26 protein-coding genes, 1 tRNA gene and 1 pseudogene are annotated in these 24187 nt (G+C 51.4%); 10 read left to right on the top strand and 18 right to left on the bottom strand.

The genetic code is table 11. From position 1 onward, the window contains the following. Positions 1 to 4 precede the first annotated feature (4 nt). Complete coding sequence (gene rsmI / locus DI579_RS00295; RefSeq protein ID WP_290595568.1) at positions 5 to 886, bottom strand: 16S rRNA (cytidine(1402)-2'-O)-methyltransferase; 882 nt, start codon at positions 884 to 886, stop codon at positions 5 to 7. A gap of 133 nt (positions 887 to 1019) precedes the next feature. Here rsmI and DI579_RS00290 point away from each other — a divergent pair, with 133 nt between their 5' ends. Continuing rightward, complete coding sequence (locus DI579_RS00290; protein WP_290595569.1) at positions 1020 to 2759, top strand: dolichyl-phosphate-mannose--protein mannosyltransferase; 1740 nt, start codon at positions 1020 to 1022, stop codon at positions 2757 to 2759. A gap of 13 nt (positions 2760 to 2772) precedes the next feature. On the opposite strand, the gene DI579_RS00285 is transcribed toward DI579_RS00290, so the two are convergent. The 5 genes from DI579_RS00285 to DI579_RS00265 all read right to left on the bottom strand — a co-directional run bounded on the left by DI579_RS00285 (position 2773) and on the right by DI579_RS00265 (position 8418). Beyond that, positions 2773 to 4122 (bottom strand): metallophosphoesterase, encoded by a 1350-nt coding sequence (locus DI579_RS00285; RefSeq protein ID WP_290595570.1) that lies wholly within the window; start codon positions 4120 to 4122, stop codon positions 2773 to 2775. A gap of 249 nt (positions 4123 to 4371) precedes the next feature. Beyond that, positions 4372 to 4444, bottom strand: a tRNA-Ala gene (locus DI579_RS00280). A gap of 71 nt (positions 4445 to 4515) precedes the next feature. Further along, the gene (gene glpR, locus DI579_RS00275) at positions 4516 to 5973 is read right to left on the bottom strand and encodes a gephyrin-like molybdotransferase receptor GlpR (RefSeq protein WP_290595571.1); all 1458 of its coding nucleotides are present in this window, start codon (positions 5971 to 5973) and stop codon (positions 4516 to 4518) included. A gap of 204 nt (positions 5974 to 6177) precedes the next feature. Next, on the bottom strand, positions 6178 to 7428 hold the full coding sequence (gene glp / locus DI579_RS00270) for a gephyrin-like molybdotransferase Glp (RefSeq protein WP_290595572.1): 1251 nt from the start codon (positions 7426 to 7428) through the stop codon (positions 6178 to 6180). 54 nt (positions 7429 to 7482) lie between these two features. Continuing rightward, the gene (locus tag DI579_RS00265) at positions 7483 to 8418 is read right to left on the bottom strand and encodes a UTP--glucose-1-phosphate uridylyltransferase (RefSeq protein WP_290595573.1); all 936 of its coding nucleotides are present in this window, start codon (positions 8416 to 8418) and stop codon (positions 7483 to 7485) included. Between the two features lie 110 nt (positions 8419 to 8528). Between DI579_RS00265 and DI579_RS00260 the strand changes: the two genes are divergently transcribed. The 4 genes and pseudogenes from DI579_RS00260 (at position 8529) to DI579_RS00245 (ending at position 10378) form a co-directional block, all read left to right on the top strand. Next, positions 8529 to 9173 carry a 5-formyltetrahydrofolate cyclo-ligase gene (locus DI579_RS00260; RefSeq protein WP_290595574.1) on the top strand — a complete coding sequence of 215 codons (645 nt, stop codon included), beginning with the start codon at positions 8529 to 8531 and terminating at the stop codon, positions 9171 to 9173. 8 nt (positions 9174 to 9181) lie between these two features. After that, a pseudogene (locus DI579_RS00255) lies at positions 9182 to 9358 on the top strand (FmdB family zinc ribbon protein); the annotation flags it as partial. Between the two features lie 226 nt (positions 9359 to 9584). Beyond that, positions 9585 to 9869 carry a hypothetical protein gene (locus DI579_RS00250; protein ID WP_303678520.1) on the top strand — a complete coding sequence of 95 codons (285 nt, stop codon included), beginning with the start codon at positions 9585 to 9587 and terminating at the stop codon, positions 9867 to 9869. A gap of 50 nt (positions 9870 to 9919) precedes the next feature. After that, positions 9920 to 10378 carry a flagella basal body P-ring formation protein FlgA gene (locus DI579_RS00245; protein WP_303678519.1) on the top strand — a complete coding sequence of 153 codons (459 nt, stop codon included), beginning with the start codon at positions 9920 to 9922 and terminating at the stop codon, positions 10376 to 10378. A 28-nt stretch (positions 10379 to 10406) separates the two neighbouring features. Here DI579_RS00245 and DI579_RS00240 read toward each other — a convergent pair whose 3' ends face one another. From DI579_RS00240 to DI579_RS00210, 7 genes are all read right to left on the bottom strand, one after another. After that, the gene (locus DI579_RS00240) at positions 10407 to 10667 is read right to left on the bottom strand and encodes a hypothetical protein (RefSeq protein ID WP_290595576.1); all 261 of its coding nucleotides are present in this window, start codon (positions 10665 to 10667) and stop codon (positions 10407 to 10409) included. After that, positions 10667 to 11119, bottom strand: a complete 453-nt coding sequence (locus DI579_RS00235) for a molybdenum cofactor biosynthesis protein B (protein ID WP_290595679.1) — start codon at positions 11117 to 11119, stop codon at positions 10667 to 10669. Before DI579_RS00235 ends, DI579_RS00240 begins: the two co-directional genes overlap by 1 nt. 71 nt (positions 11120 to 11190) lie before the next feature. Further along, entirely contained in the window at positions 11191 to 12381 is a 1191-nt protein-coding gene (locus tag DI579_RS00230; RefSeq protein ID WP_290595578.1) for a S1C family serine protease, read from the bottom strand. A gap of 79 nt (positions 12382 to 12460) precedes the next feature. Then, positions 12461 to 13882 (bottom strand): HAMP domain-containing sensor histidine kinase, encoded by a 1422-nt coding sequence (locus DI579_RS00225; RefSeq protein WP_303678518.1) that lies wholly within the window; start codon positions 13880 to 13882, stop codon positions 12461 to 12463. Between the two features lie 124 nt (positions 13883 to 14006). Beyond that, positions 14007 to 14696, bottom strand: a complete 690-nt coding sequence (locus DI579_RS00220) for a response regulator transcription factor (protein WP_290595582.1) — start codon at positions 14694 to 14696, stop codon at positions 14007 to 14009. Positions 14697 to 15007: 311 nt separating this feature from the next. Continuing rightward, positions 15008 to 15175, bottom strand: a complete 168-nt coding sequence (gene rpmF, locus DI579_RS00215; RefSeq protein WP_290595584.1) for a 50S ribosomal protein L32 — start codon at positions 15173 to 15175, stop codon at positions 15008 to 15010. Positions 15176 to 15208: 33 nt separating this feature from the next. After that, positions 15209 to 15475 carry a type B 50S ribosomal protein L31 gene (locus DI579_RS00210; protein ID WP_290595586.1) on the bottom strand — a complete coding sequence of 89 codons (267 nt, stop codon included), beginning with the start codon at positions 15473 to 15475 and terminating at the stop codon, positions 15209 to 15211. A gap of 496 nt (positions 15476 to 15971) precedes the next feature. On the opposite strand from DI579_RS00210, the gene rpmB reads away from it, so the two are divergent. The 5 genes from rpmB to DI579_RS00185 all read left to right on the top strand — a co-directional run bounded on the left by rpmB (position 15972) and on the right by DI579_RS00185 (position 18070). Then, on the top strand, positions 15972 to 16208 hold the full coding sequence (gene rpmB, locus DI579_RS00205) for a 50S ribosomal protein L28 (RefSeq protein WP_053961625.1): 237 nt from the start codon (positions 15972 to 15974) through the stop codon (positions 16206 to 16208). Further along, positions 16208 to 16372: a 50S ribosomal protein L33 gene (rpmG, locus tag DI579_RS00200; protein ID WP_290595591.1), complete on the top strand. Its 165-nt coding sequence runs from the start codon at positions 16208 to 16210 to the stop codon at positions 16370 to 16372. Before rpmB ends, rpmG begins: the two co-directional genes overlap by 1 nt. A 2-nt stretch (positions 16373 to 16374) precedes the next feature. After that, positions 16375 to 16680, top strand: a complete 306-nt coding sequence (gene rpsN / locus DI579_RS00195) for a 30S ribosomal protein S14 (RefSeq protein WP_290595593.1) — start codon at positions 16375 to 16377, stop codon at positions 16678 to 16680. Between the two features lie 8 nt (positions 16681 to 16688). After that, on the top strand, positions 16689 to 16943 hold the full coding sequence (gene rpsR / locus DI579_RS00190) for a 30S ribosomal protein S18 (RefSeq protein WP_053961628.1): 255 nt from the start codon (positions 16689 to 16691) through the stop codon (positions 16941 to 16943). A 191-nt stretch (positions 16944 to 17134) separates the two neighbouring features. Beyond that, complete coding sequence (locus DI579_RS00185; protein ID WP_290595595.1) at positions 17135 to 18070, top strand: AEC family transporter; 936 nt, start codon at positions 17135 to 17137, stop codon at positions 18068 to 18070. Between the two features lie 154 nt (positions 18071 to 18224). Here the strand turns inward: DI579_RS00185 and purH are convergent, their stop codons facing one another. The 5 genes from purH to sucC all read right to left on the bottom strand — a co-directional run bounded on the left by purH (position 18225) and on the right by sucC (position 24147). Next, positions 18225 to 19817 carry a bifunctional phosphoribosylaminoimidazolecarboxamide formyltransferase/IMP cyclohydrolase gene (gene purH, locus DI579_RS00180; RefSeq protein ID WP_290595597.1) on the bottom strand — a complete coding sequence of 531 codons (1593 nt, stop codon included), beginning with the start codon at positions 19815 to 19817 and terminating at the stop codon, positions 18225 to 18227. 13 nt (positions 19818 to 19830) lie between these two features. After that, the gene (gene purN / locus DI579_RS00175; RefSeq protein ID WP_290595598.1) at positions 19831 to 20466 is read right to left on the bottom strand and encodes a phosphoribosylglycinamide formyltransferase; all 636 of its coding nucleotides are present in this window, start codon (positions 20464 to 20466) and stop codon (positions 19831 to 19833) included. Positions 20467 to 20536: 70 nt separating this feature from the next. After that, the gene (locus DI579_RS00170) at positions 20537 to 22003 is read right to left on the bottom strand and encodes a DUF6350 family protein (protein ID WP_290595600.1); all 1467 of its coding nucleotides are present in this window, start codon (positions 22001 to 22003) and stop codon (positions 20537 to 20539) included. Positions 22004 to 22037: 34 nt separating this feature from the next. Then, on the bottom strand, positions 22038 to 22940 hold the full coding sequence (sucD, locus tag DI579_RS00165) for a succinate--CoA ligase subunit alpha (protein WP_290595602.1): 903 nt from the start codon (positions 22938 to 22940) through the stop codon (positions 22038 to 22040). A gap of 13 nt (positions 22941 to 22953) precedes the next feature. After that, on the bottom strand, positions 22954 to 24147 hold the full coding sequence (sucC, locus tag DI579_RS00160) for an ADP-forming succinate--CoA ligase subunit beta (protein WP_290595604.1): 1194 nt from the start codon (positions 24145 to 24147) through the stop codon (positions 22954 to 22956). Positions 24148 to 24187 lie beyond the last annotated feature (40 nt).

The following is a 24187-nucleotide window of genomic DNA, read 5'->3' as shown; positions in this document are numbered from 1 at the left end:
GCTCTCAGAGTTCCCCGCGAGCAGCAACAACCGCCTGGTACAACTCCCGCTTCCGACGACCGTGGCTTTTCGCCACCGCCCCACACGCATCATTGAGGCGAATACCGTCAGAGACCAGTTCCTCCACCTGCCGAATGAGAGTGGCGTCACTGGTGTCGTCATCTTCCGGACTGTCCGGCGCCACTACTACTGTGATTTCGCCGCGCACACCCTCCGCCGCCCAGTCAGCCAACTCCGCTAATGTGCCTCGCCGGCACTCCTCATAGGTTTTCGTGAGTTCCCGGCACACTGCGGCCTGCCGCTCCCCCAACACTTCCGCACCAACCGCCAGCGTATCCGCTAAACGATGCGGGGATTCAAAGAAGATGACGGTGCGCGGCTCGTTTTTTAGACTCTCCCACCAGGCGCGCTGCGGCCCCGGTTTGCGCGGGGCGAAACCGTCAAAGGCGAAACGATCTGCCCCAATGCCGGAGATCGCCAGAGCGGTCAGGGGTGCGCTGGCGCCGGGCAAGCAGGTGACGGGTATACCTTCCGCTACCGCCAGGGACACTACCCGGTAGCCGGGGTCGGATACGGTGGGCATTCCCGCATCGGAAACAACCAGCACGGTAAGACCCTGCTGGAGAAAGTCGATGAGTTGAGGGGCGCGGTCACGCTCATTGTGGTCGTAGTGGGAAAGAACCTTCCCTGTGATGGTGACACCCAGATCCCGTGCCAGCTGATGGGTGCGGCGAGTGTCTTCTGCCGCCACAATATCGGCGGTGGCGAGGGCTGCCCGTAGACGCGGTGTCGCATCACCTCGATTCCCCAGCGGCGTTGCCCCCACAATGAGAGTGCCGGCAGGCGCTACGGGGGAATACACTGTCTCGCTCGGTGGAGTTGTCATGCCACCAGTGTACGCGGCACGGCATAAGCGGTGCAGTATAGGCAGTGCAGTATAGGCAGTGCAGTATAGGCAGCGGCGGGAACCACCCCACGTGGGAAAGCACACGTTGGACGAGGTTAGGTAGGATCGAAGCGTGCCCCCGTCCACCTCCCTGCCCGCGCCCGCGCCTGTATCCGCGAGGAAACGTCCTCTCACTGAGGTTCCTACCTCGCGTGCGTATCATGCGCGTCACCAGGTAGGGATATGGGGTCCGCGGCCTACCCCAAACGCCAGCTCTGTCAGCCCACAGCCTCTCTGGCCAGCCCCTCAACGGGCAACAGATACAACACGGGGATGGATTGTTACCGCCCTTCTTGGTGTTATCGCGGCACTCACTCGCTTTATGGGTTTAGGTGCTCTCTCTGATGACGGCACACCCATCTTCGACGAGAAACACTATGTACCGCAGGCCTGGCAGATGCTTCACAACGGCGGCATGGAGTTCAACCCCGGCTACGGATTGGTCGTGCACCCGCCTTTAGGGAAACACCTGATAGCCCTATCGGAGGCGGTTTTCGGCTACAACCCATGGGGGTGGCGTGTCAGCAGCGCCATCGCCGGCACTATTTGCGTCATTCTTATTGTGCGCATTGGGCGGCGTCTCGCCGGATCCACCTATGCGGGGGCACTCGCCGGGATTCTCCTTATTTGTGACGGCATGTTTACCGTCGTTTCTCGTACAGGGTTGCTCGATATTTTCCTCATCGAATTCGTGCTAGCGGCGCTACTGTGTCTCCTCCACGACCGTGACCAGGTAGAAGACCGCATGGTGACAACGCTGCAGGCAGGAACCACGTTCACCAGCGAGTTCGGCCCCCGCTGGGGATTCCGCTGGTGGCGGTTCAGCGCCGGAGTATTCCTAGGGCTAGCTACTGCGGTTAAATGGTCGGGGCTGTATTTCATTGTGGTTTTTGGCCTTCTGAGCGTGATGTGGGATGTTGCGCTCCGCCGCCGCTACCATGTTTCCCGCCCCTGGGTGGGGACGCTACGCCGCGATACTTTCCCGGCGATCGCCTCCCTCGCCATCATGCCCATTGGCATCTACATTGCCAGCTGGTGGAGTTGGCTACGCGCCGAAAATGCCGTCTACCGGCACGTGGGTGTTTCCCACGCGTGGTGGTCAACCTTTATCCCCCGCAACCTGCAGTCATTGTGGTACTACCACCAGCAAATGTTCACCTTCCACGCCAACCTCACAAACTCCCAGGGATACCACCACCCGTGGGAATCCAAACCGTGGCAGTGGATCGCCAATATCCGCCCTCTGCTGTACTACTATGACACCGGTGTGGAACCCGCCAGCGGACCGCACAGTTGCGGCCCCGACGGCTGCGTCCAGGCAGTACTTCTATTGGGTACATCGGTTATCTGGTGGACGGGGCTCATCATGCTCGTATGGGCAATCCACCAGGTCATTATCAAACACGACCCTCGCTACACCATCATCCTTTGCGGATATGCTGCCGCCTGGCTACCCTGGCTTCTCAACTGGGACAGGCAAATGTACTTCTTCTACGCCTCCGCCCTCGTCCCCTTCATCTGCCTGGGCCTAGCACTCATGCTCGCACAGATAGACGGTTGGGTTCCCAATATACCCACTATTCCCACTGCCACTTCAGGGAATAGGAATAAACCGAGGAAACACGCTCAGCATATATGGAATGTACGGGCGGCATGGCTAACCTGGTGCCGCAACATACACATCGGGCGCGTCATCGTCTGCGCCTTCATGGGGCTCGTTATTGCTAACTATGTTTGGATACTCCCCATCCTCTACGGCGTACCCATCAGCCCCGACCTATGGGACCTTCAACACTGGCTGCCCAGTTGGTAGAAGAAAACACCTGCTACTGTTTACCCGTTCTTCCCGTGGGTACGAACGACTTTGGCATTTCTAGGTAAGCAGGCAGTTTCGAAGGAGTAGTAACAGGTTTTAACGAGGGCTGTCGGCATCGCAGATTGCGTCGTGCAATGTCAAGATAGTCTGGGTCGTTCTCGTCTTTGTGATTGACAACGAACCGGGTGAAACCAGCGAAGCGTTGCGCGAAATCCATGTGCTCGATGAAAGAATCCCGCTCGTTCTGATAATAGAGAACATCCTCATTGACGAGTGTTTTAGCAGGTTTCTTAGCTGCGTAGGGGCTAGCCGCCAGCATTTCCATAGTGTTATGCGTGAAGTCGAACTGGAGGAGCCCTAAGAGCCCATTCCCACCCTCATAAGATTCTTGGTAATCCTGCAAAACATTAACAACAGAATGACCTTTATTATTTTTCGTTACCAGTGTTCCTGACCCAGCATTATGGCCGCATAACGTCAAGAATATTTGGTCATTCTCTTTAATGAAGTCATTCCACAAGTGCTCACCGTAACCCTTAGTGAACTGGATATCACGCTTGTCACCGCCCTTAACAAGGATCTCATGCGTGGTAAGAATAGCAGGCAGAGTAGGATGCGCATCCAAGACTTTTTGAGCCCACCGCAGTACTCGATCACTGGCCTGGTACGCCAACGCCAGAACGAGGAAACTATGCCCTTCAGCACTAAAAATATGGTATTCGGACTCATTATTGAGCTCATTGAAGCGCTCCCGGAAAGTGGGGTTCTTCTGTGCCCGCTCCGCACTGAACCATTTGGAGTAGAAAGGAAGTTCCTTCGTCGCCTTGCTACCACTAAACACAGAAGGTTTCGTCTCAACACCAATTGTGCCGGGGTAATTCACCTTAGACGCACCATAGTCGGCGTATCGCCCAACTTCTTCCGCAAGCTTATTGACTGATCCCCCAACTACTGGAATAGGACCCATATCGTGGTTTCCTGGGAGTACAGAATACGGAACACCGCCCTTTTCCAGGATACTCATGGCGGCATCAGCAGCCTTCCACTGACCCTCATTCACCGAATTATTGACGACATCGCCTAGATGTACAACGAACTTCAGGCCGAAAGCCTTCTTGTTATCTGCTAACCACTGGGTTTGAACTTTATAAGGCTCACTCCCGTATCTATTCATGAAGTGGTGCGATGCTGGGATACTTCCAGCAGATGCGTATTGAGTATCAGGGAAAACACCCATTGTGAAACGAGAAGCCAGCTGAGCAGAGTCAGCGTGGGCAACCGACTGGGCTGGGACAAGTGAGAATGTTGCAATAGTAAGCAGTGCGGAGCACACTACCGACCCTAAAATTTTCGACCTCATAGTCTATAAGCTAGCCCGCATAGATTGTTTTCTATCGACCAGTCTTTTTCTTCTTCATGAATAGAGTGGTAACAGATATCCATATGAGCAATTTTTGTGCCTAGAATGTGCCAACTTTATTCCATAATTGGTCGCAGCGTTCTATTTAGTTCTAGTTGTCATTACTCTAAAAAACACATGTTTAACAGCATAAATAATCATAAATAAAGAAAATCCCTGGTCATTTCTGACCAGGGATTTTGTATTCTGTGGAGCTAAGGGGAATCGAACCCCTGACCTTCTCGATGCGAACGAGACGCGCTACCAACTGCGCTATAGCCCCAGACTTTCCTACTGTACCAGTGTGGGACAGTAGGTTAGAAATTGTGGTCACTGGCCACCAGCAGCGTAGCTCTAGCCGACGTCTCGGTAGTCCCCATCATTGTGAGGTAGTTCGAAGCGGACAATGTCTTGCGCGGCTTCTTCCTCACCCCAGTAGTCCACGCTGCGTTCACCGGAGTACTCGCCCAACGTGTAGGGATCATCGTACTGGTAGTCTGCTTCAGCATCGTCGTAGCGGTACTGCTGCTGTCCTAGCTGCTCCGGCTGTCCTATGCCGGCAGAGTCCGGGTAGCGGGAGGCATTGACGCGTACGCGGCCGAAACGGTCACGCAGGTAGCCGCCTTCATCGTAGGAGAATTCTTCGGCGTGTGTCGCCATGTATTCTTCCATGAATGGGCGGGTATCAAGGTGGTCGAAGAGTGGGTCTCCGTCGTCTATGTCCACTAGCGAGTACTGGCCATAGAAATGGGTGTCAGCAGGCTCTTGTTCTTCTTGGTAGCCGTATTCGGTGCGTTGCGCGCGGGCCCGGCGCATTTGTGCGAGACGGCGTTGGCGTAGCTCGTTGTCTAGGCGCACTTGGCTGCGGAGTGCTGCCAGGTAGAAGGCGATTACACCACACCAGGCTGCGGGGGCGATCCATACTAGCCCACCGAGTACTGCTGCGGCAGCGATCATGGGGATAAGCAGAATAGCAAGAACGAGGAAGATAATGCGGCGACGCTTATATCGTTTCTCTGCGGCTTCTTCTGCAGCAATGGGGTCGTAGCCGCCTCGTCCGCGGCGGCGTTCTGCTTCTGCTATATCGTCGGCGTTAAGAGTGAGCTGTGGGGCAGGTTCGGGGATATTACGGTCAGCTTTTTTAAAGTCAGAGATTTTCTCCGCCAAGCTACTCGTTAGGCGAGACATAGGTTTCTCTTCACTACCATCATCGCTATCCTCACTGTCATCACTAGTAACACTGTTATCACTGGCATTGTCCTCACCAGCACTATTTACACTGACGTTATCGGCACTATCTGCTGTATCGTCAGTGGCCTTGTCAGTAGTCTCTAGTACTTGTTCGGGATTTTGCTCTGCGTGGTAATTGTCAAGGCTTTCGTGCAATAGCTCGGGGGTAATAACAATCTCTTCAGTAGAAGTTTTATGCTCTTCAGCATCAGTAGAGGAGTCTTCTGCTTCCGTAGTTGCTTCGGCAGTTGTCTCTGCGGTGAAGGAGCTAGCGGCGATAATGGCGGGATCAACGGTAAGCCGCTTAGCCTTCCTTAGGAAGTGTCGTTGTGGAGTTTTCTTCTTGGCGGCCGAGTCTTTTTCTACCGAATCGTCTTCTGTGGAGTCGCTATTATCCTCGGCAGGGTGTGGGGAAATTATGCGACGCGGTTTCAGCTTCTTTTCCCCACCACGATGCAGCACTCGGGTTTTGGAAAACGATGCGGAGGCGCGACGAATAGGCTGCTTGGTATTAACGACCATCGGTAGCAATATCAAAAGCCAGACGACTACCAGCAAAATGATAAGAAGTGAGCTGGACACTGTTTAGTCACCTACTCCGCCTGCGTTATGCCACTACGGCATAGTGGAACATACTGGAATTAAATTCAGGACTCCCCCGAATAATTCACTGTATTTCTAGGTTAACCAGCATTTATGGGGTTTCATTTATGACACACCGAAAAACCCATCATTAACGCCGTGATTCACCGTAATTCCCGCTATTAGCGGCAGGCGGCGTATGTTCTAGCGACGCTGCGCTAGGAACATCACATCTACTTCTTCTCCGGTTCGTATCTCCGTAACATCTGGAGGAACAACAATCAGCGCATTTGCTTCTGAAAGGGATGCCAACAAATGCGATGTTGACGGATTAGCACCTGCCAATGCTTGTACCAGGTACTCTCCTGTTGCTTCATCACGCATTAATTGAGCACACAGATATCCGGCACGCCCCTTCATCGAGGTAACAGGAATGATAGTGCGGGCACGAATAATTCTGCGCATGGGGTGGCGTTTACCCAAAGCGATACGAATCATGGGACGCACCATAAGTTCAAACACCAACAGTGCCGATACTGCATTGGAGGGGACGAGGAATGTGGGGATTTGGTCTGCACCTAGCAGACCAAACCCTTGTACGGAACCGGGATGCATGGCTACCCGCTCCACTTCAACTTCGCCTAAGTCCGCTAGTACATTGCGGACATGCTCCGATGCAATACCGCCTACTGCTCCAGCGATAACAACAATTTCAGAGCGTAATAGTTGTGTTTCCACTAACTCTCGAAAAGCGCGTGGTTCTGTTGACACAATTCCAACACGGTGTACCTCCGCGCCTGCCTCCAATGCTGCCGCGGTCAGCGCATAGGAGGCAACGTCGTAGACTTGCCCCTGCCCTGGTATGCGATCCAAGTCCACTAGTTCATTACCGACGCTGATAATAGACACGCGGGGACGTGGGTGAACGAGAACTTTATCCCGCCCTACTGCGGCCAGCAAACCGACCTGTGCTGGTCCCACAATGGTCCCAGCGCGCACAGCAATATCTCCGGGGGTTACATCGTCACCTACTTTACGGACGAAGTCTCCTGGATTTACTCGCCTATTGATAGTGACTCTGGTTTCCCCATTGTCTGTCCATGCCAGTGGTACCACTGCATCGGCGAGAGCTGGCATAGCAGCACCGGTGAAAACACGCACTGTTTGGTCGGGTTGCAGGCGTGTGTGCATTCGGGATCCTGCCGTCACATCTCCTACGACGGGAAGAACAACTCCGTCTTGTGATGGGTCACTTGTTGTAGGAGCATTTTTCACGTCGACGGCACGAACAGCGAAACCATCAATTGCGGCTTGGTCGAAGCCGGGTAGCGGCATTGTTGTTTCTACTTCTTCTGCACACATCAACCCCAGGGAGTCTTGAATAGCCACGCGGACTGGATTGGGGGCAACTGCGGATGCAGTAACTAGGGCTTGCTGTTCCTCTACAGAACGCATTCGTGTCCTCTCAAAAATCTATGTGGCAGTAGCAGTAAGACAGTAGTAGTGCAATTAAACGCTGTCCGGATTATCCGAATTGTCCTGTAGACGCTGCTCGAGCCATTCGCGCAACTCTGGGCCGTAGTTTTCATCGCGTAACGCAAAATCTACAGAGGCGCGAATATAACCGCCTGGATTACCTAAATCGTGCCGTGTACCGCGGTGCACTACAACATGGGTAGGAATTCCTTCAACCGCGCACTTTGCAATAGCGTCAGTCAGTTGTAATTCCCCGCCGGCACCGGGGGTAATTTCTCGCAATGCGGTAAAAATAGAACGATCAAGAATGTAGCGACCAACTGCCGCATAGTGAGACGGAGCATCCTTGGGATCCGGCTTTTCCACCATCCCTTTAACGCGCATGACAGATCCCTCATCGGATTCAATACCGGTAGGTTCAACATCAAATACGCCATAACTGGAAATGTCATCGCCGGGAACTTCATAGGCGCACAGGACAGTTCCGCCGAAACGCTCTCGCACTTTAGCCATTTTCTCCAATACGCCAGTGGGCGTTACAAGATCGTCCGGGAGTAAAACGGCAATGCAGTCTTCGTCATCATGTAAATGATGCTCCGCAAGGCTAACAGCGTGACCTAAACCCAGTGGTTTCTCCTGCAGAGCAGACTCCACACGAATAAGACCGGGGGCACGCCGCACCTTGTGCAGCATGACATACTTCCCCTTCTTCTTCAGCTCATCCTCAAGCATGGGATCAGTGTTGAAGTAGGTCATCACACCCGTTTTGCGGTCAGATGTAATGATGACAAGACGATCAGCACCAGCATCGGAAGCCTCTTCCGCAATGAGTTCGATACTGGGCGTGGAGACGACCGGAAGTAGTTCTTTCGGCACTGTTTTCGTCACTGGAAGGAATCGGGTACCCAAACCAGCAGCGGGGATAACAGCCGTGGAGAACACACCACCGCGCGTTTCATTATTAGACATAGCTATAGCCTAGTGGCATAACGGGTAAAGAACTGAAAAAACACTGATATTTACTCAGCCATGTGCAGAAAATAAGATACAGTTTTGAGAACGGTAGAGAGGATAGTGCTGTGTCAAAACCTATGCCGAAAGCTGTGCTAAAAACTGAGTTCCGCGACACTGCACGTGCCTCCCGCGCTGCTCAGTACGGTCAATGGTCACCTGATGAGCGTGTTTTTATTAACGCTTCCCTCACGCAACATTGTTGCTCTCTTGTCCAACAAACTCATGCACAACGCATCTGTGCTTACATTCCTGTCGGCAATGAACCTGGCAACCGCGCATGGTTGGACACCCTCGCGGCACACTGCACCGCCTTATTCCTTCCCCGCAGTGAGGACCACGGACGGCTTACCTGGGGGCTTTTCACAGAATGGGGGGAACTAGAGGAGGGGCGTTTTCATATTCCCCAGCCACGCACATGCATTCCGCATCTTCTCACCACACCGCCCGGCGTGGACCTCATTCTCCTGCCCGCCATTAGCGTTGGTAGAGATGGCAGCCGCATGGGCAAAGGTGCCGGATACTACGACCGCGCACTTGCCGATATTCATACTGCTGTAGCCGCAGGGAATCTTGCTGCCGCACCCGTGCTAGCCGCCATTGTCTACAGTTCAGAACTCGTTGATATTGTTCCCACGGAATCCCATGATGTTCGCATGGACTGGGTTGTCACACCTACCGAATTGCACAATTGTGCCCAACCTAGCGCATAATTAACACCATGCCCACCTACTCGTATACCTGCAAAGATTGCGGATACTCTTTCGACATCTACCAAAGTTTCAGTGATGATGCCCTCACTGTATGCCCCAAGTGCGGCGGTACTTTGAAGAAAGTATACGGGTCAGTTGGAGTGACATTTAAAGGAAGCGGTTTCTACCGCACTGATTCCCGCTCGAATACTGGTAAGAAGTAATTTTTCGTAGCGCAGTTACTGTTATAACGGCATGTTTCCACAAGTACGGTCATTGTGAATAACCCGTATTAGCGCGCACACTCACTCGTAAGTGGAGCTCTCACTACAGCTACTGTACAAGCAGTCAAATTGTTTGTCCTGAGATGGCTATTATGCGCCAGCTATCAGCTGAGTATTTCAGTTGACGGTCCGTAAAGGGTGAGGTCTTATGCCGGAAGAGTCCACTACTAGAAGCGAAGATACTACTCCACTCCCTTTCATCCAGACCATTCCGCAAACCACACAAACCACACAAACCACTGTCCCTACGGACACTATCACTAGCACTACTCCCCCAGCTCACTACAACCAGTACAGTCACTACGACCAGTACGAACAGTATGACGAATACGCTGACTACGACGATTACGTCCAACAACCCACATACGAATATGACTATGAGTGTTTCATACCAGCATTAGAACAAGACGCGAAGCATACTCCTGTGCCGTAGCAGTCTTTAGCATCCTTGTTGTAGGGTTATCTGCGCATAATTCCTCTGCTGTGCATGTAGCACGCCTCAACCACGCTATGAATAGTGGAGATGAAATTACTGCCAGTGACGTTGAATGGGTATCTGTTCCCCACTCACTACTACCAAACCATGCTATTACGCAGGAAAACCACGTCATTGGCAAACATCTCATTGGCGATGCTGACGATGGTGAACTTCTCACCTCAGCACGTCTTAGCAGCCCGCACCTTCCCCGGAGATGGAGGGCATTGGAAGTTCCCACTAATGGAACAAATGTCTGGCAGCCCGGACAACACGTCGATGTTGTTGTCACAAGTAAGGAGCGGAACTGGGTCCTCTGCCACGATGCTATTATCCAAGAAAATAATGCACACGCAGGGCAAACGATAAACCGTACCGCTACTACTATTGTGGCGCTTCCTGAAAATGATGCTTATGAGTTAGCACGCCTCGATGATGACGCAGTAGTTACTCTTTTACTGCACTAACTCACGATTCTCTGTTGTACAGTGCGGCCTACGCACTGTAATGCGGGGGTTTCTGGTTACGCAGCCAACTTTCCCATTGTTGGCGTTCTGCTTGTCCTTCTGCCCGGTCACCACATTCGTCTCTACTAAGGGAAGAAAGAGACTCACCGAAAATCTGGTCAAGTGTCGGCCGGGAACTACGTCCTTTAGTTCCTCTAGCTCTCCTAGATCCCTTAGTTCCCATAGTGGATATTCCAGAAGAACAACGGTTCACCTGCCGTTGGGGAGACGATTCTGCCTTATCCGACATTAGTAAATATCCAGGGAAGAGAGCTCATTAATAACATAACGAGCAAGAGGCAGCAGTGTAGCCATCCCATCACGAACAGCAGCCCTGGAGTTGGAAAGGTTAGCCACTAGCGTGGAACCTGAAATGCCCACAATGCCACGCGATACGCAAGCATCTTGCGCACCTGCAGATTGTCCAGAAGAACGCAATGCTTCCGCAATACCAGGTAGTGCTCTGTCGATAAGAGGCAATGTCGCTTCTGGGGTATGGTGACGTGGACTTAATCCAACTCCTCCTATGGTAAGAAGAAGATCCACACCGCCTACAACACCGGTTTCAATTGCTTTTCGGATTTGTTCTTCGTCGTTGGGAACGATAACGACACCATCAACATAGAATCCGTCTTCTTCAAGCAGTTCTGTGACAATTGCCGTCAGTGCGTGGGATTCTTCATTCGTATGATCAGCGGTAATGACTGCTAACGCGCGACCAGCATCACCAGGGTTTACATCCACTTTTTCTTGTCCTTTACTAGCTCGACAGATCAATCGCGAGTCCCCACTTTAATATCCACTGTACGCGTGTTACCGCCGCCCTGTTTTTCCACAGTCACTTTAATAACATCGCCAGGTGCCTTTGAACGGACATACGCAACCAAACCATCAACAGGCTCAAGGGCACGTCCGTCAACTTTAGTAATCACTTCACCTTGGCGAAGCCCGGCGCGGTCAGCGGGTCCGCCTGGGGTAACGTCAGCAATCAATGATCCCAAGGGGTTAGTAGAAGGCTTCACTTGTACACCAATTACGGAATGGCTAGCTTTACCGTTCTTCACCAGTTCCGAGGCGATACGTCGAGCTTGATTGACGGGAATGGCGAATCCCAGGCCAATATTGCCGCCGCTTGCTTCACCTGTGTACGGGTTTCCTCCGCCCAGAGAAACAATGGCAGAGTTCACTCCAATAAGTCTTCCGTTCATATCCACTAATGCTCCACCTGAGTTACCGGGGTTAATAGCAGCATCAGTTTGTATGGCGTTCATGACGGTGTCTTGTCCCTCAGAGCGTGGGCCTTGACTACTGGTGTGTACGGGGCGATTAAGCGCCGATATGATGCCCGATGTGACAGTCCCTGTTAGACCTAACGGTGCACCAACTGCAACAACTTCTTGGCCTACCGCCAGATTTTGGGAATTTCCTATTTCAATAGGTCTAATACCGCGCATGCCTTTTACACTTACGACAGCAATATCGGAGAGTGTATCGATCCCCACGAGTTTAGCCTCATACATTTGGTTGCCGTTGGTGACAACGGCCATCTCACGGGCATTATTCACAACATGCGCATTGGTCAGGACGAGGCCGTCACTGGAGAGAATAATGCCAGATCCTGAGGCGCCTTGTGTGCTTGAATATGCCACTTGTATGGAGACGACGGAGGGAAGAACTTTCTCTGCTACTGCTTGTACTGATCCTTGTGGGGCAGGTGGTACTTTTGCGTCTTTATCTGTGGGTGCTTCAAGCGCTGTATCGTTTGGCACATAGTCTGATGACGTATCCTTATCCTTCACCATGTGCGCCCCCAGTACTCCTCCGCCGATACCGAGAAGAAGCGAAATGACCGCACAGAGCACAATAATTAGTGGGAGGCGCGACTTATTTTTGTGCATTGGGTCTGGTGGCATCATGGGGTATTTCTGGAACTGTGGGGTGGGAGAAGACATTGGATAAGTCATGATCTAACTATCTACCGCATTTCTGGAAAAATATATCCTTATACCTTGAAACTTACTGTGAAAATACCATCATGAGAAGTCAAGAAATTCTCATCGCCTCATTATTGTTGCTTGTTATCTGTGGTCCGCCGGGGAGCTCCAATACCATTCGGGTACCACCACGTGGTGATTCTTCAGCCCGCACACTTCCCCCATGCGATTCCATCACCTGTTTCACAATTGCAAGACCCAAACCAGATCCTGGCATTGCGCGCGACTCTACAGACCTATAGAAACGTTCAAAAACGAGTTCGCGTTCATCAGCTGGAATACCTGGTCCTTCATCGTCGACGGTAATCTCAACTCGATCATCATCAATTTGCTGCATCGTCATTGTTACTGTGCCGTTCTCTGGACTCCACTTAGCAGCATTATCGAGGACATTAAGAAATGCTCGAGAGAGACCTCTTTGGTCCCCCATTAAATACCAATCAATAAGATTAAACGTGAACTTTATATCCAGGCGTCGTCGCCGCACTCGATCAATAACTCCATCGAGTATTTCGCCGAGGTCAATAGGCTCTACAACGGAATGCTGCGAATCTTCACGAGCGAGGTCAACTAAATCGGTTACCAGGTTGGTTAATTCTTCCAACTGGCTCATGACATCGTGTTCAAGATCGGCAATATCGTCAGGTGTAATGGTGTCTGAGGGGTTCTTAGAAGCCATCATAAGGAGCTCTATGTTAGTCCGGAGACTGGTGAGTGGAGTTTTCAGCTCATGCCCAGCATCGGCTACTAATTGACTCTGCCGTTCCCGAGACTCCTGCAAAGATTTCAGCATTTCGTTGAAGGACTCGGTAAGCCGTGCCAGCTCGTCAGATCCGTACACAGGCAGTGGGGTGAGGTCGTCGGTACGCGCAATACGCTCCGTACCATCAATGAGGAGCTGCACCGGCACAAGACTAGTGCGTGCTACGGCCCATCCAGACAACATGGCAAGGAGAGTACCAATACCCGCCATAATGGCGAATACAGAAGCCATATGGCTTGTCATGGTCTGTAATGAAGAAAGATTCTGAGCTAGGACGAGAGTCCAGTCATTGATTCCCGTTGTGGTGGTGAGGATAAGACGATTGTGCTCTTTCCTCTGCGAATACGTAGTTTTTCCATGAATGACATCAAGGTCTGATTGGCCTAGCGAAATATGATCTGATCCCCGCTGGACTTCTAACGATCCATTCCCTTCTTCACTACCCTTCTGATTGTGAAGCGGATGAACCACCATGAAGTACAACCCAGGATTACGAAGTCGTGAGACCCTGATATCAGTCTCAAGTTCGCATTTTTCCAAACTGTGCAGGAAATCCTGATCAGAAAGTAATTCCGTAGCTTGATCTTCTAGAGTTCGTTCAGCACTACTTAGTAAAGACCGAGAAGCAACCCAGTATCCCACAAAAGAAGTAACGGCGATAGCAACGAAAACCATTGCGGCAGAGAGCAAAGCAATAGTCCAACTCATCTTGATACGAAAGACGAGAGGCGGTTTACTCCCCTTATTTTCCTGCCATGAGGCCGCTCTATCTATTTGTTTCTTTCCCCACGTGGGATGTTTTCTCCTCGGCAATGCTTATCCTTGCTTATCCTTAGCCTTTATGATCACGCATTACATAACCAACGCCGCGAACCGTATGGATAAGGCGCTCTTCACCAGCAGACTCAGTCTTGCGCCGCAGATAACCAATATAAACTCCTAGAGCATTACCAGAAGTTGGGAATGAATATCCCCATAATTCCTCCAAAATACGGTTACGGCTAAGCACACGCCGTGGGTTGGAGATAAGAAGCTCTAATAATGCGAACTCGGTACGGGTGAGAGAGATCGGGCGGTCACCACGATACACTTCACGAGTAACGGGGTTAAGAGAAAGATCCGCAAAAACTAAATTCTCAGTTTCTTCTTCTCCCCCATCGCGGCCTGTACGACGCAGAAGTGCGCGCAACCTAGCAAGCAGTTCCTCAAGAGCAAAAGGCTTGGGCAAATAATCATCTGCGCCAGCATCAAGACCAGCTACACGCTCAGAAATAGCGTCTCGCGCCGTCAACATCAGAATTGGCATATCGTCGCCTCGGTTACGAAGCTCTCGGCACACTTGAAGCCCATCTATCTGTGGCATCATGACGTCAAGGATCATGCCATCTAGCTGTTGCTGGTTAATAATATTGAGAGCTTGCTCCCCATTCTCTGCTAGAACTACTGAGTAGCCATTAAATGTGAGAGATCGCCGTAATGACTCCCGTACAGCTTCATCATCATCAACAACTAGAATTTTCATGGTCTATATATCCCTTAATAATCGGCTTTTCTTTTCACATCATTGTATATATTGCATTCAGCAAGTCCCTTGATGAAAAAGATACTCATCTTACCGTGTTATTAAATCCTATCAGCCTAAACCAATTGGCATCTGCGAGTACGTGGAGTAAGTACTACTCTTTCTCAAAGTAATAAATCCTATAGAAATAGATGAGGAAGAGGGCCACAGTCTAAACTGTGGCCCTCTTCCTTAGGGATCGAATCAAGCTATCAGGTTGTAACTTTTACTGATAGTAGGTGGCCACGCACGTTACACGTGGTCCATTCATATCAGTCGAGGTCAACCAGGCCGAGCTTAGCGGCCTTCACCAGACGGCGCGGAACAGCGGTAGTCTGGCCATCGATCTTAACATTGTCCAGTGCGGCATTATCGACCTTCCACTGGGAGCGGCGCGAATGAGTGTTCGCGCGCGACTTACGGAACTTAGGAGTTGCCATGTTCAGGTCCTTATCTAGATAAAGAAGCGCGAACTACTTCTTGGATGCTTTGGGAATACGCTTACCGTAGCGACGCTGGAATTTCTCAACGCGACCGGCGGTATCCATAACGCGCTGAGCTCCTGTCCAGAACGGATGAGACTCGGAGGTCACGTCCACGACGAGCAACGGGTAGGTATTGCCATCCTCCCACTCAATGGTGCGATCCGAGGTAGCAGTGGAGCGGGTGATGAACTTGGTACCGGTGCTCGCATCCTGGAAAACCACCGGGTGGTAGTCGGGGTGAATATCCTTCTTCATTGATCGTCCCTTGTAGATGATGTTTAGTGGTCTAGCTATACCGCGAACCTAACCCCAGCTGCATTGCTGATAACAGAGAGCTGACGATAGTTGGCCATCCTCAACAACAAATGTTCTGAGGGCCTCGCGGCGTATTTGCAGCTTCTACGAGATATCTCGCAAAACGTGCGACTGCCCAATACTACTAGCGAAATGTACGAGAAAGAAAATCGACGTCTTTCAACAATCACCTAAGTATAATGGTGTCCTGCGGGTTTCTCCAATTTGCTAATAACGAGCTTGCTAGCAACGAACACGCAGTTTCCGCTACTTCTCCACACGTATTTTTGTGATCTGCTTGGCGAAAATGCCCGAATACACTCAAATTGCCAAAAGCGGATTTTCCGGGTAGCGTAGATGCCTGCTGTTGTCTATACGTATGTCAGCGCCCACCCCGGTTCTTCCGACCGTCCAATCGGATGCCGAATAAGGATGGGCGGAAGGAGAAAGAACGCCAATGTCGGCGCATTGCCAAGTAACGGGACGGAAGCCGAGTTTCGGCAAGTCCGTTTCGCACTCGCACCGGCGCACTAATCGTCGGTGGAACCCGAACATTCAGCGGCGTCGTTACTACCTCCCCTCGGAGGACCGCTACGTCACCCTTTCAGTCTCCACAAAAGGCATCAAGACCATCGATCGTGATGGAATCGAGGCCGTTGTGGCTCGTCTGCGCGCACAGGGAGAACGTATCTAATGGCACGTAACGAAATTCGCCCTATTGTTAAATTGAAGTCCACGGCTGGTACTGGTTACACCTATGTAACCCGCAAGAACCGCCGCAATGATCCCGATCGTCTCGTTATTAAGAAGTACGATCCGGTTGTCCGTAAACATGTTGAATTCCGCGAGGAGCGATAGAAATGGCTAAGAAGTCCAAGATCGCTAAAAACGAGCAGCGTAAAGCTATGGTTGCCCGCTACGCGGAACGCCGTCAGGAATTGAAGCACATCATTTCCTCCCCCAATAGCTCTGATGAAGAGCGCATGGAAGCACAGTTCAAACTGAACAAGATGCCACGTGACGCCAGCCCAATTCGCGTTCGCAACCGCGACTCCGCTGATGGTCGTCCCCGCGGCTACCTACGCAAGTTTGGTGTGTCCCGTGTTCGTCTCCGCAAGATGGCTCACGATGGTGAGCTACCTGGTATCAGCAAGTCGAGTTGGTGAGGTAACAGATGGCTATGAAGCGCAACTACAATAAGAAACACCGCGCTGAGCAGGGTCGTCGCCCTAAGAAGAACCCTCTCGTCGCCGCAGGTGTTGAGCATGTTGATTACAAAGATGTCAACCTGCTTCGTCAGTTCATCTCTGATCGCGGCAAGATCCGCAGCCGTCGCGTCACTGGTCTCACTCCTCAGCAGCAGCGTGAAGTTGCTGTCGCAGTGAAGAACGCTCGCGAAATGGCTCTTCTTCCGTTTACCAGTCGCTAAACCGGCGTGAACTGATACGTTTTAAACAGCAGAAGGTGGCCGTACCTGTTAGGGGTACGGCCACCTTCTTCTTTGTGTAGTTTTGTGCAGTCATTATCTAGAATCGGTAACTGAAGCACGCATGTGCATCCTCCTGCTGCCCCTCTACTGCCTCCCCTAACCCCTGTTAACTCGTTGAAAGGATAAGACCGATGCTTGGCGTCCTCCACGGTTTTGGAGTTATCGCTATCATCATCGCCATCGGTTACCTGCTTGGCCGGCTGAGAATCCTCTCCGAAGAGATGGCACGAGGGCTAAACAATATCTGCTTCTGGATTGCGACGCCATCACTTCTTTTCGACACCCTTATTAAAGCGGATCTCAAATCCGTATTCTCAGTGCACCTTAGCGTGGCTGTCTTCGCTAATGCAGTAACGTCGCTACTCTTTATCCTTATTTCTTACCTATGGTTAAAACGCAAGCCAGCAGAACTGGTTATAGGTGGTCTTGCTGCCGGTTATGTGAATTCAGCTAACCTAGGCATTCCCATCGCTCTGTATGTCATTCATGACACTACTGCCTTCGTCCCCATCTTGCTCTTCCAAACTATTCTGTTGTGTCCCTTAACACTCTCCCTATTGGACTATCTTGTCCTTGACCATTCAGAGCAGAAAACATGGGAAAGGCTACTACAGCCGTTAAAGAATCCTATGGTGATCTTTGGCCTTGCAGGTCTTATTTTCGCTCTCGGGCATTGGACACCTCCCACTATTGTGAGCGAACCCCTACATCTCATTGGCCAAACAGCAGTCCCCTGTGGACTCCTTGGTTTTGGACACTCTTTTTACGGGGTAAAAGTGATGGAAAAAGGCATTACTCCCCGACGTGATGTTGCCTTAGCTGTCACTTTAAAATCGGTTGTTATGCCTTTTATTGCGTGGTTATTCGGCCGCTTTGCCCTGCATCTTGACCCTCAAACACTTTTCGCCGTCTGCGTGTGTGCAGCCCTTCCCACTGCAGTAAACGTCTATATTTTTGCCACGCGCTATAACACTGCACGCTACCTAGCACGCGACGCCGGTTTTCTTTCCACTATCCTTGCGATACCCGTCATCCTTATTATTTCTGCTCTCCTCTTACCCACGTAAAATCCGTATCTCCACACAATACGTATAAGAAATCCCCGCCACCCATGTACTGAGTATTAAACCCAGTGCTAGTGGGTGGCGGGGACCGTCCTAACTATCTGAGCACTTTTGTACAGTACGCTTTCAAAGCGCAGTGCTCTTGTAACAGTGCTTTTTAGTGTGCGAAGTGACGGCAGCCTGTCAGATACATTGTGATACCTGCTGCTTGAGCAGCCTCAATGACCTCATTGTCACGGATAGAACCACCAGGCTGGACAACAGCTTTCACACCAGCTTTCGCAAGTACCTCAAAGCCATCGGCGAAGGGGAAGAACGCATCGGATGCGGCGACGGATCCTACAACTCGATCTCCAGCGCGCTCCACCGCCAATTTAGCGGCATCTACACGGTTAACCTGCCCCATACCAACGCCAACTGTCGCTCCTTCCTTAGCCACTAAGATGGCATTGGATTTAACCGACCGGCACGTACGCCACGCGAACTCCAGATCCCGCAGTGTTGCTTCATCGGCAGGCTCACCGGAGGCTAGCGTCCAATTCTTAGCATAGTCGCCGTCAACGTCCACACGGTCGCGTTCCATGCAGAGTAGACCACCCGTAACCTGGCGGAAGTCGTAGAACGGTGCGTCAAACTCGGGAACTTCCATAATGCGGAGATTCTTCTTCTGGGAAAGAATCTCCACAGCACCGTCTTCATAGGAGGGGGCAAGAATTGCCTCGGTAAAGACGTTCACAACTTCCTTGGCCATCTCGCAGGAGACCTCCGTATTGGAAGCAATAATGCCACCAAAAGCAGAAACGGGATCGCAAGCGTGCGCCTTCCGGTATGCGTCAGCAACAGACTGGTCAGAGATCGCAATACCGCAGGGGTTAGCGTGCTTGATGACGGCGACGCAAATACCGTCATGGTCGTGGGCGGAACGCCAGGCGGCATCGGCATCCATGTAGTTGTTGTAGCTCATGGCTTTACCGTGCAGTTGCTTCGCCTGGGCGATACCAGGGTGGGCATTATCCAAGTACAGCGCTGCTGACTGATGCGGGTTCTCGCCGTAGCGGAGGACATTACCGCGCACAAAAGTGGCACCTTCCCATACCGGAAATTCTGCTTCGCGCTTTTCTTCTTCAGTCTGGGCGGCGGCAGCGGCTTTCTTCCCGAGTTGCTCACCGAACCAGGACGCCACAGCAACATCATAGGAGGCAGTGTGGCGGAATGCGTCAGCAGCAAGTTCAGTACGTTGCTCCAGCGTAAAGCCGCCTTCCTTCACAGCGGTAAGAACATCACTGTAGCGGGACGGGTCAACGACAACCGCAACCGAGGGGTGGTTCTTTGCAGCAGCGCGAACCATGGAGGGGCCACCTATATCGATCTGTTCCACACAAGCGTCGAAGGGCGCGCCGGAGGCAACTGTTGCTTCAAAGGGGTAAAGGTTGACGATAACGAGCTGGAAGGCTTCCACACCGAGTTCGGCGAGTTGCTGCATGTGCTCGTCTTTTCGGGTATCTGCCAAGATACCGGCATGGACACGTGGGTGGAGGGTCTTGACGCGTCCCTCGAGGCATTCCGGGAAACCCGTCAATTCGTCAACGGGGGTGACGGGAACGCCGGCATCAGAGATACGGCTAGCAGTGGAGCCGGTAGAGACGATCTCTACACCAGCCTCATGTAGCCCTTTGGCGAGTTCTTCAAGTCCGGTTTTGTCATAGACACTGACTAGAGCGCGCTTAATCGGCTTACGAGAATCAGACACTGATTTCCTTCTTCTACTGTGATTGTTGGATACGGGTCACACGGGCTGATGGACCGTCTGTGGCGATATCCGCGATAACTTCGCAGAGTAAACGCCTTTCCACAATTTTGATGCGGTCGTGGAGAGCCTCGACAGTATCGTCGGGCAGTACAGGAACCGGCTCTTGTGCAAGTAGTGGGCCGGTATCGACACCTTCGTCAACAAGGTGAATGGAGGAGCCGGTGTATTTCACACCGTAGGCAAGAGCATCTTCCACCGCATGTGCGCCTTTAAAAGCTGGCAGCAAAGCAGGATGGGTATTAATGAACCGGCCCCCGAAATCTTTAAGAACATTTTTCCCGGCAATGCGCATAAAACCGGCAGAAACAATAAGATCTGGCTGATAGCGCGCAATGGTTGTGGCGAGTGCTTCATCCCATTCCGCGCGATTAGCATAATCGGAAAAATTGACGAGGAACGTCTCGATACCAGCTGATTCGGCTCGAGTCAGTCCTTCACAGGGACGGTCAGCCCCCACAGCTACAATTTCTGCGGGATAGTGAGGATCGCGAGTTGCTTCCACTACAGCGTTCATCAGAGAGCCAACACCAGACACAAGGATGACCAGGCGTAGCTTGGTTGTAGAGGCTACAACATCCACGACAGACACTCCGAATACTCACTCACTGGGAATAGGAATAGTGTAACCCGTCACACTCTATTTTCCCTACCCCTATCACTTAAGAAGAAGTATTTATAGAGTTATTATCGGTACCGTCTGCATCATCTACAGACTCTGACATCTCGTCTGACTCTCCAGCATCACTGTTTTCTACAGTATCTGCGCTCTCACTGTTTTCTGATGTATCAGAGTCAGATGTGTCAGTGTTCTCATCCGGCTCAGTTACGTCTGATCCGTCTTTTTCTTCTGACTTTTCTTCAGATACGTCCTCTTCTACATCGTCACTCTCATCGTCACGCTCATCGACAGCGCGTTTCTTCGCACGACGTTGACTGTGTGCAGCTTTAATACTGGCAAACCCCTCCCCACGTTGTACGAATACGGTAACCGAGCCAAGAATTCCGATCCAGGCGGCCAGAATAAGACCCGTTAACCCTTCTGACATGCGCACGGAACCCATCACTCCAATTTCCCCTCCGGCAAGCCAAGCGCCAAGCGCTGCGCATGCTGCTGTGGTGGGGGTAGCGAATGCAATTGCTTTGAGACGGTCTTGTACAGTTTCTCCGGGGGTACGGCACGCCACTACTATTGCTGCAGCAATGGGAATAGTGAGGAAGATAAGCCACCACGTTTGCGCTTCATCCTGTGGAAGCGCAGCAAAAAGAGGGAATGCCGGTAATTTGTCGAGATGTGTGGCGTAGAGACTCGTCTGGAAAAGACCAACGTGAATACCTCCTCCGGACAATATGGTGGCCGCAGCAACCATCATGTTGGGAAGGTAGAGAAGGCTAAATACTCCAAATCCTGCAATACCGGCGGCAGAATTACCGTAATTTAGTACCTGCCCAATGAGGTTCCAATGGGCAATTAAAGCGACAACGCTAGCAATAGATCCTGCCATGAGCATGGCACAAAGGAATTGCTCTGTCACCCAAAAACCGGCCTTCCCCCAGCTGGGAAAAGTATCTCGAGCATGCGGAATGAGGTATAAAACGTGCTCCCGTAAACCAATAGTTATACCCACAAGCGTGATGAAGAAGACCATGCCAACCATCACACCTGCGTGTGGCGGCTGAATGAACACTATGCCACGCATACCCCACATACCTCCCCAGCCAATTCCCGCGAAAATGAGAGGAATAAGAATGGAGAGAAGGCTAAAGAGCTGCGTATCCGCAGGTATATCATCAGCGATAAATCGACGAGCTACCCACGCAAGGAACACAATATAGAGGAGGGTAGGTAAGAGTGGGAGAAAACCCATAACAGTTACGAACCCGGTTGGTCCAATACCTGTAAAAGGTACGTGGAATACTGCCATCCACAGTGAAAGAGTTAATGGCCACCAGTGGGGTGAATCCATATCGGTCACTGCCACGGTAATACCAGCCACAACCATAGCAACAACAAGTAGAGCTACTGACGGAAGCAGTGCCGGAACGATAACTCCTCTACGCCCACGAAAAATACTCAATACGTGTGCGCTCCGAGGGTGAGTAGATTCACCAGTTTCACTACTGGCCACAAGCCTCTCCTCCTCGGTAGACAGTATGAGTCACCTATTTATTATGCAGGCTTGCATACACTTCGCGTGTTAGACGGGCAGTCTCTGAAGGAGTTTTGCCTACTTTTACGCCGACGGCTTCAAGAGCATCCTTTTTGGCCTGTGCTGTTCCTGAGGATCCCGAAACGATAGCTCCGGCATGCCCCATAGTTTTCCCTTCAGGAGCAGTGAATCCGGCAACGTAGCCAATAACTGGCTTCGTGATATGGGTCTTAATGTATTCTGCGGCTTTTTCTTCCGCATCTCCACCAATCTCGCCGATCATGACGATGAGTTCTGTATCCGGATCATCTTCAAAAGCTTGTAAAGCATCAATGTGAGTAGTGCCGGGAATAGGATCGCCACCAATGCCAAGAGCTGTTGAAATGCCAATTTCTGAAACATCCGCCATCAGCTGGTAGGTAAGAGTACCGGATTTAGAGACAAGACCGATGGGGCCAGATGAGGAAATTCCATCAGGAATAATGCCGATATTTGTCTCTTCCGGGGTAATAATACCGGGACAGTTAGGACCGATGATGCGAGTCTTTTGTCCATGATTAACGTTATGCGCCCAGGCAACAGCAGCGTCATGCACCGGAATACCCTCAGTAATGGTAACAAGGACAGGAATTTCTGCGTCAATAGCTTCTATCATGGCGCTTTTAGCGTGAAACGCAGGCACGAAAACAACTGACACATTAGCGCCGGTAGCTGCCATAGCTTCTTTAACTGTTCCAAAAACGGGAATGTCTTTATTGACGTTATCGAAATGGACAATAGCTCCAGCTTTTCGCGGGTTCACTCCAGCCACAATAGTGGTGCCGGCAGCAAGCATACGGGCAGTATGTCGCATTCCTTCATGGCCTGTCATTCCTTGTACGACCACGCGACTATTTTTGTTGACGAAAATCGACATAAGAGCTTCTCCCCTACTTTCCCGCGCTAGCGTGGGCGCTGCGCTCAGCAACAATGCGCGCTACTTTTTGAGCTCCGCCATCCATATCAGTCGCCGTCGTGATGAGCGGATGATGCACACTATTGAGAATCTCTTGTGCAGCAGCCACCTCGTTACCATCAAGCCTTACAACAAGTGGTTTAGTGAAGGTATTCCCCAACTGTTTAAGGGCGCTAAGAATGCCGTTGGCCACCTCTACACAAGAAGTGATGCCCCCAAAGACATTCACAAAAACGGCTTCTACCTGTGGGTCTTCCATAATAATTCGGAGGCCAGACTCCATGACGGAGGCAGATGCTCCACCACCAATATCAAGGAAATTCGCGGGTTTAACATTGCCATAGCGTTCCCCTGCATAAGCTACGACATCGAGAGTGGACATAACCAGACCAGCACCATTACCGATAATGCCAACATTCCCATCGAGTTTGACATAGTGCAGACCAACTTCTTTAGCCGCTAATTCGCATGGATCAGCATGGGAATTGTCGCGATAATCTGCGAAAATGTCGCGGTGACGCTTTTCTGCATTATCGTCGAGCGTCATTTTGCCATCGATAGCGAGAACACGATTATCCACTGTTCTTACAAGGGGATTAACTTCTACCAAGCTGGCATCAGTTTCTGTAAATACGTGGTAAAGCTTTTCAATACTGTCTGCTGCAGTATCCAGAATGTCGTCAGGTAAATGACCACGTTTGGCAATTTCGCGTGCCATAGCGCGGTCAACGCCCTTCTCCGGATCAATAGGAACTTTAGCGAGAGCTCCTGGACGTTCCTTAGCTACAGTCTCGATATCCATGCCCCCCGCTACTGAACACATCGCTAAGAAACGACGATGGGAGCGATCGATAAGAAATGAGATGTAGTATTCCTCCGCAATATCAACGCCTGGGTCAATGAGGACCTTATCAACGCGGTGCCCTTTAATATCCATACCAAGAATTAAGGCAGCGTAAGAGGTAACGTCTTCCCGCGTCCGCGCGAGCTTCACTCCACCTGCTTTGCCACGGCCCCCCACTTTTACCTGAGCTTTAATAACTACAGGGAGATCCATTGAGGCTGCTGCTACTGCCGCTTCTGCTGGAGTAGTTACCACGCTACCGCGGAGTGTAGGAACTCCATATCTATCGAAGAGTTCTTTCGCTTGATGTTCGTAAAGGTCCATTCATTCATCGTTTCTTGCTCGGAGGTGGGACACGCGCAAG

The organism is Lawsonella clevelandensis, assembly GCF_003241315.1.
Lineage (GTDB): Bacteria > Actinomycetota > Actinomycetes > Mycobacteriales > Mycobacteriaceae > Lawsonella > Lawsonella clevelandensis_A.
The sequence above is the reverse complement of the archived record's forward strand: the minus strand, read 5'-3'. Positions and strand labels throughout refer to the sequence as shown.

What these genes read in the sequence shown, in the direction of transcription:
- sucC (WP_290595604.1), bottom strand. Translation starts at nt 24,147, where the DNA reads ATGGACCTTTACGAACATCAAGCGAAAGAACTCTTCGATAGATATGGA.
- rpsR (WP_053961628.1), top strand. Translation starts at nt 16,689, where the DNA reads ATGGCTATGAAGCGCAACTACAATAAGAAACACCGCGCTGAGCAGGGT.
- rpsN (WP_290595593.1), top strand. Translation starts at nt 16,375, where the DNA reads ATGGCTAAGAAGTCCAAGATCGCTAAAAACGAGCAGCGTAAAGCTATG.
- rpmF (WP_290595584.1), bottom strand. Translation starts at nt 15,175, where the DNA reads ATGGCAACTCCTAAGTTCCGTAAGTCGCGCGCGAACACTCATTCGCGC.
- DI579_RS00220 (WP_290595582.1), bottom strand. Translation starts at nt 14,696, where the DNA reads ATGAAAATTCTAGTTGTTGATGATGATGAAGCTGTACGGGAGTCATTA.
- DI579_RS00250 (WP_303678520.1), top strand. Translation starts at nt 9,585, where the DNA reads ATGCCGGAAGAGTCCACTACTAGAAGCGAAGATACTACTCCACTCCCT.
- DI579_RS00285 (WP_290595570.1), bottom strand. Translation starts at nt 4,122, where the DNA reads ATGAGGTCGAAAATTTTAGGGTCGGTAGTGTGCTCCGCACTGCTTACT.
- DI579_RS00225 (WP_303678518.1), bottom strand. Translation starts at nt 13,882, where the DNA reads ATGAGTTGGACTATTGCTTTGCTCTCTGCCGCAATGGTTTTCGTTGCT.
- rsmI (WP_290595568.1), bottom strand. Translation starts at nt 886, where the DNA reads ATGACAACTCCACCGAGCGAGACAGTGTATTCCCCCGTAGCGCCTGCC.
- DI579_RS00230 (WP_290595578.1), bottom strand. Translation starts at nt 12,381, where the DNA reads ATGACTTATCCAATGTCTTCTCCCACCCCACAGTTCCAGAAATACCCC.
- DI579_RS00210 (WP_290595586.1), bottom strand. Translation starts at nt 15,475, where the DNA reads ATGAAGAAGGATATTCACCCCGACTACCACCCGGTGGTTTTCCAGGAT.
- DI579_RS00265 (WP_290595573.1), bottom strand. Translation starts at nt 8,418, where the DNA reads ATGTCTAATAATGAAACGCGCGGTGGTGTGTTCTCCACGGCTGTTATC.
- DI579_RS00240 (WP_290595576.1), bottom strand. Translation starts at nt 10,667, where the DNA reads ATGTCGGATAAGGCAGAATCGTCTCCCCAACGGCAGGTGAACCGTTGT.
- rpmB (WP_053961625.1), top strand. Translation starts at nt 15,972, where the DNA reads ATGTCGGCGCATTGCCAAGTAACGGGACGGAAGCCGAGTTTCGGCAAG.
- glp (WP_290595572.1), bottom strand. Translation starts at nt 7,428, where the DNA reads ATGCGTTCTGTAGAGGAACAGCAAGCCCTAGTTACTGCATCCGCAGTT.
- DI579_RS00185 (WP_290595595.1), top strand. Translation starts at nt 17,135, where the DNA reads ATGCTTGGCGTCCTCCACGGTTTTGGAGTTATCGCTATCATCATCGCC.
- rpmG (WP_290595591.1), top strand. Translation starts at nt 16,208, where the DNA reads ATGGCACGTAACGAAATTCGCCCTATTGTTAAATTGAAGTCCACGGCT.
- sucD (WP_290595602.1), bottom strand. Translation starts at nt 22,940, where the DNA reads ATGTCGATTTTCGTCAACAAAAATAGTCGCGTGGTCGTACAAGGAATG.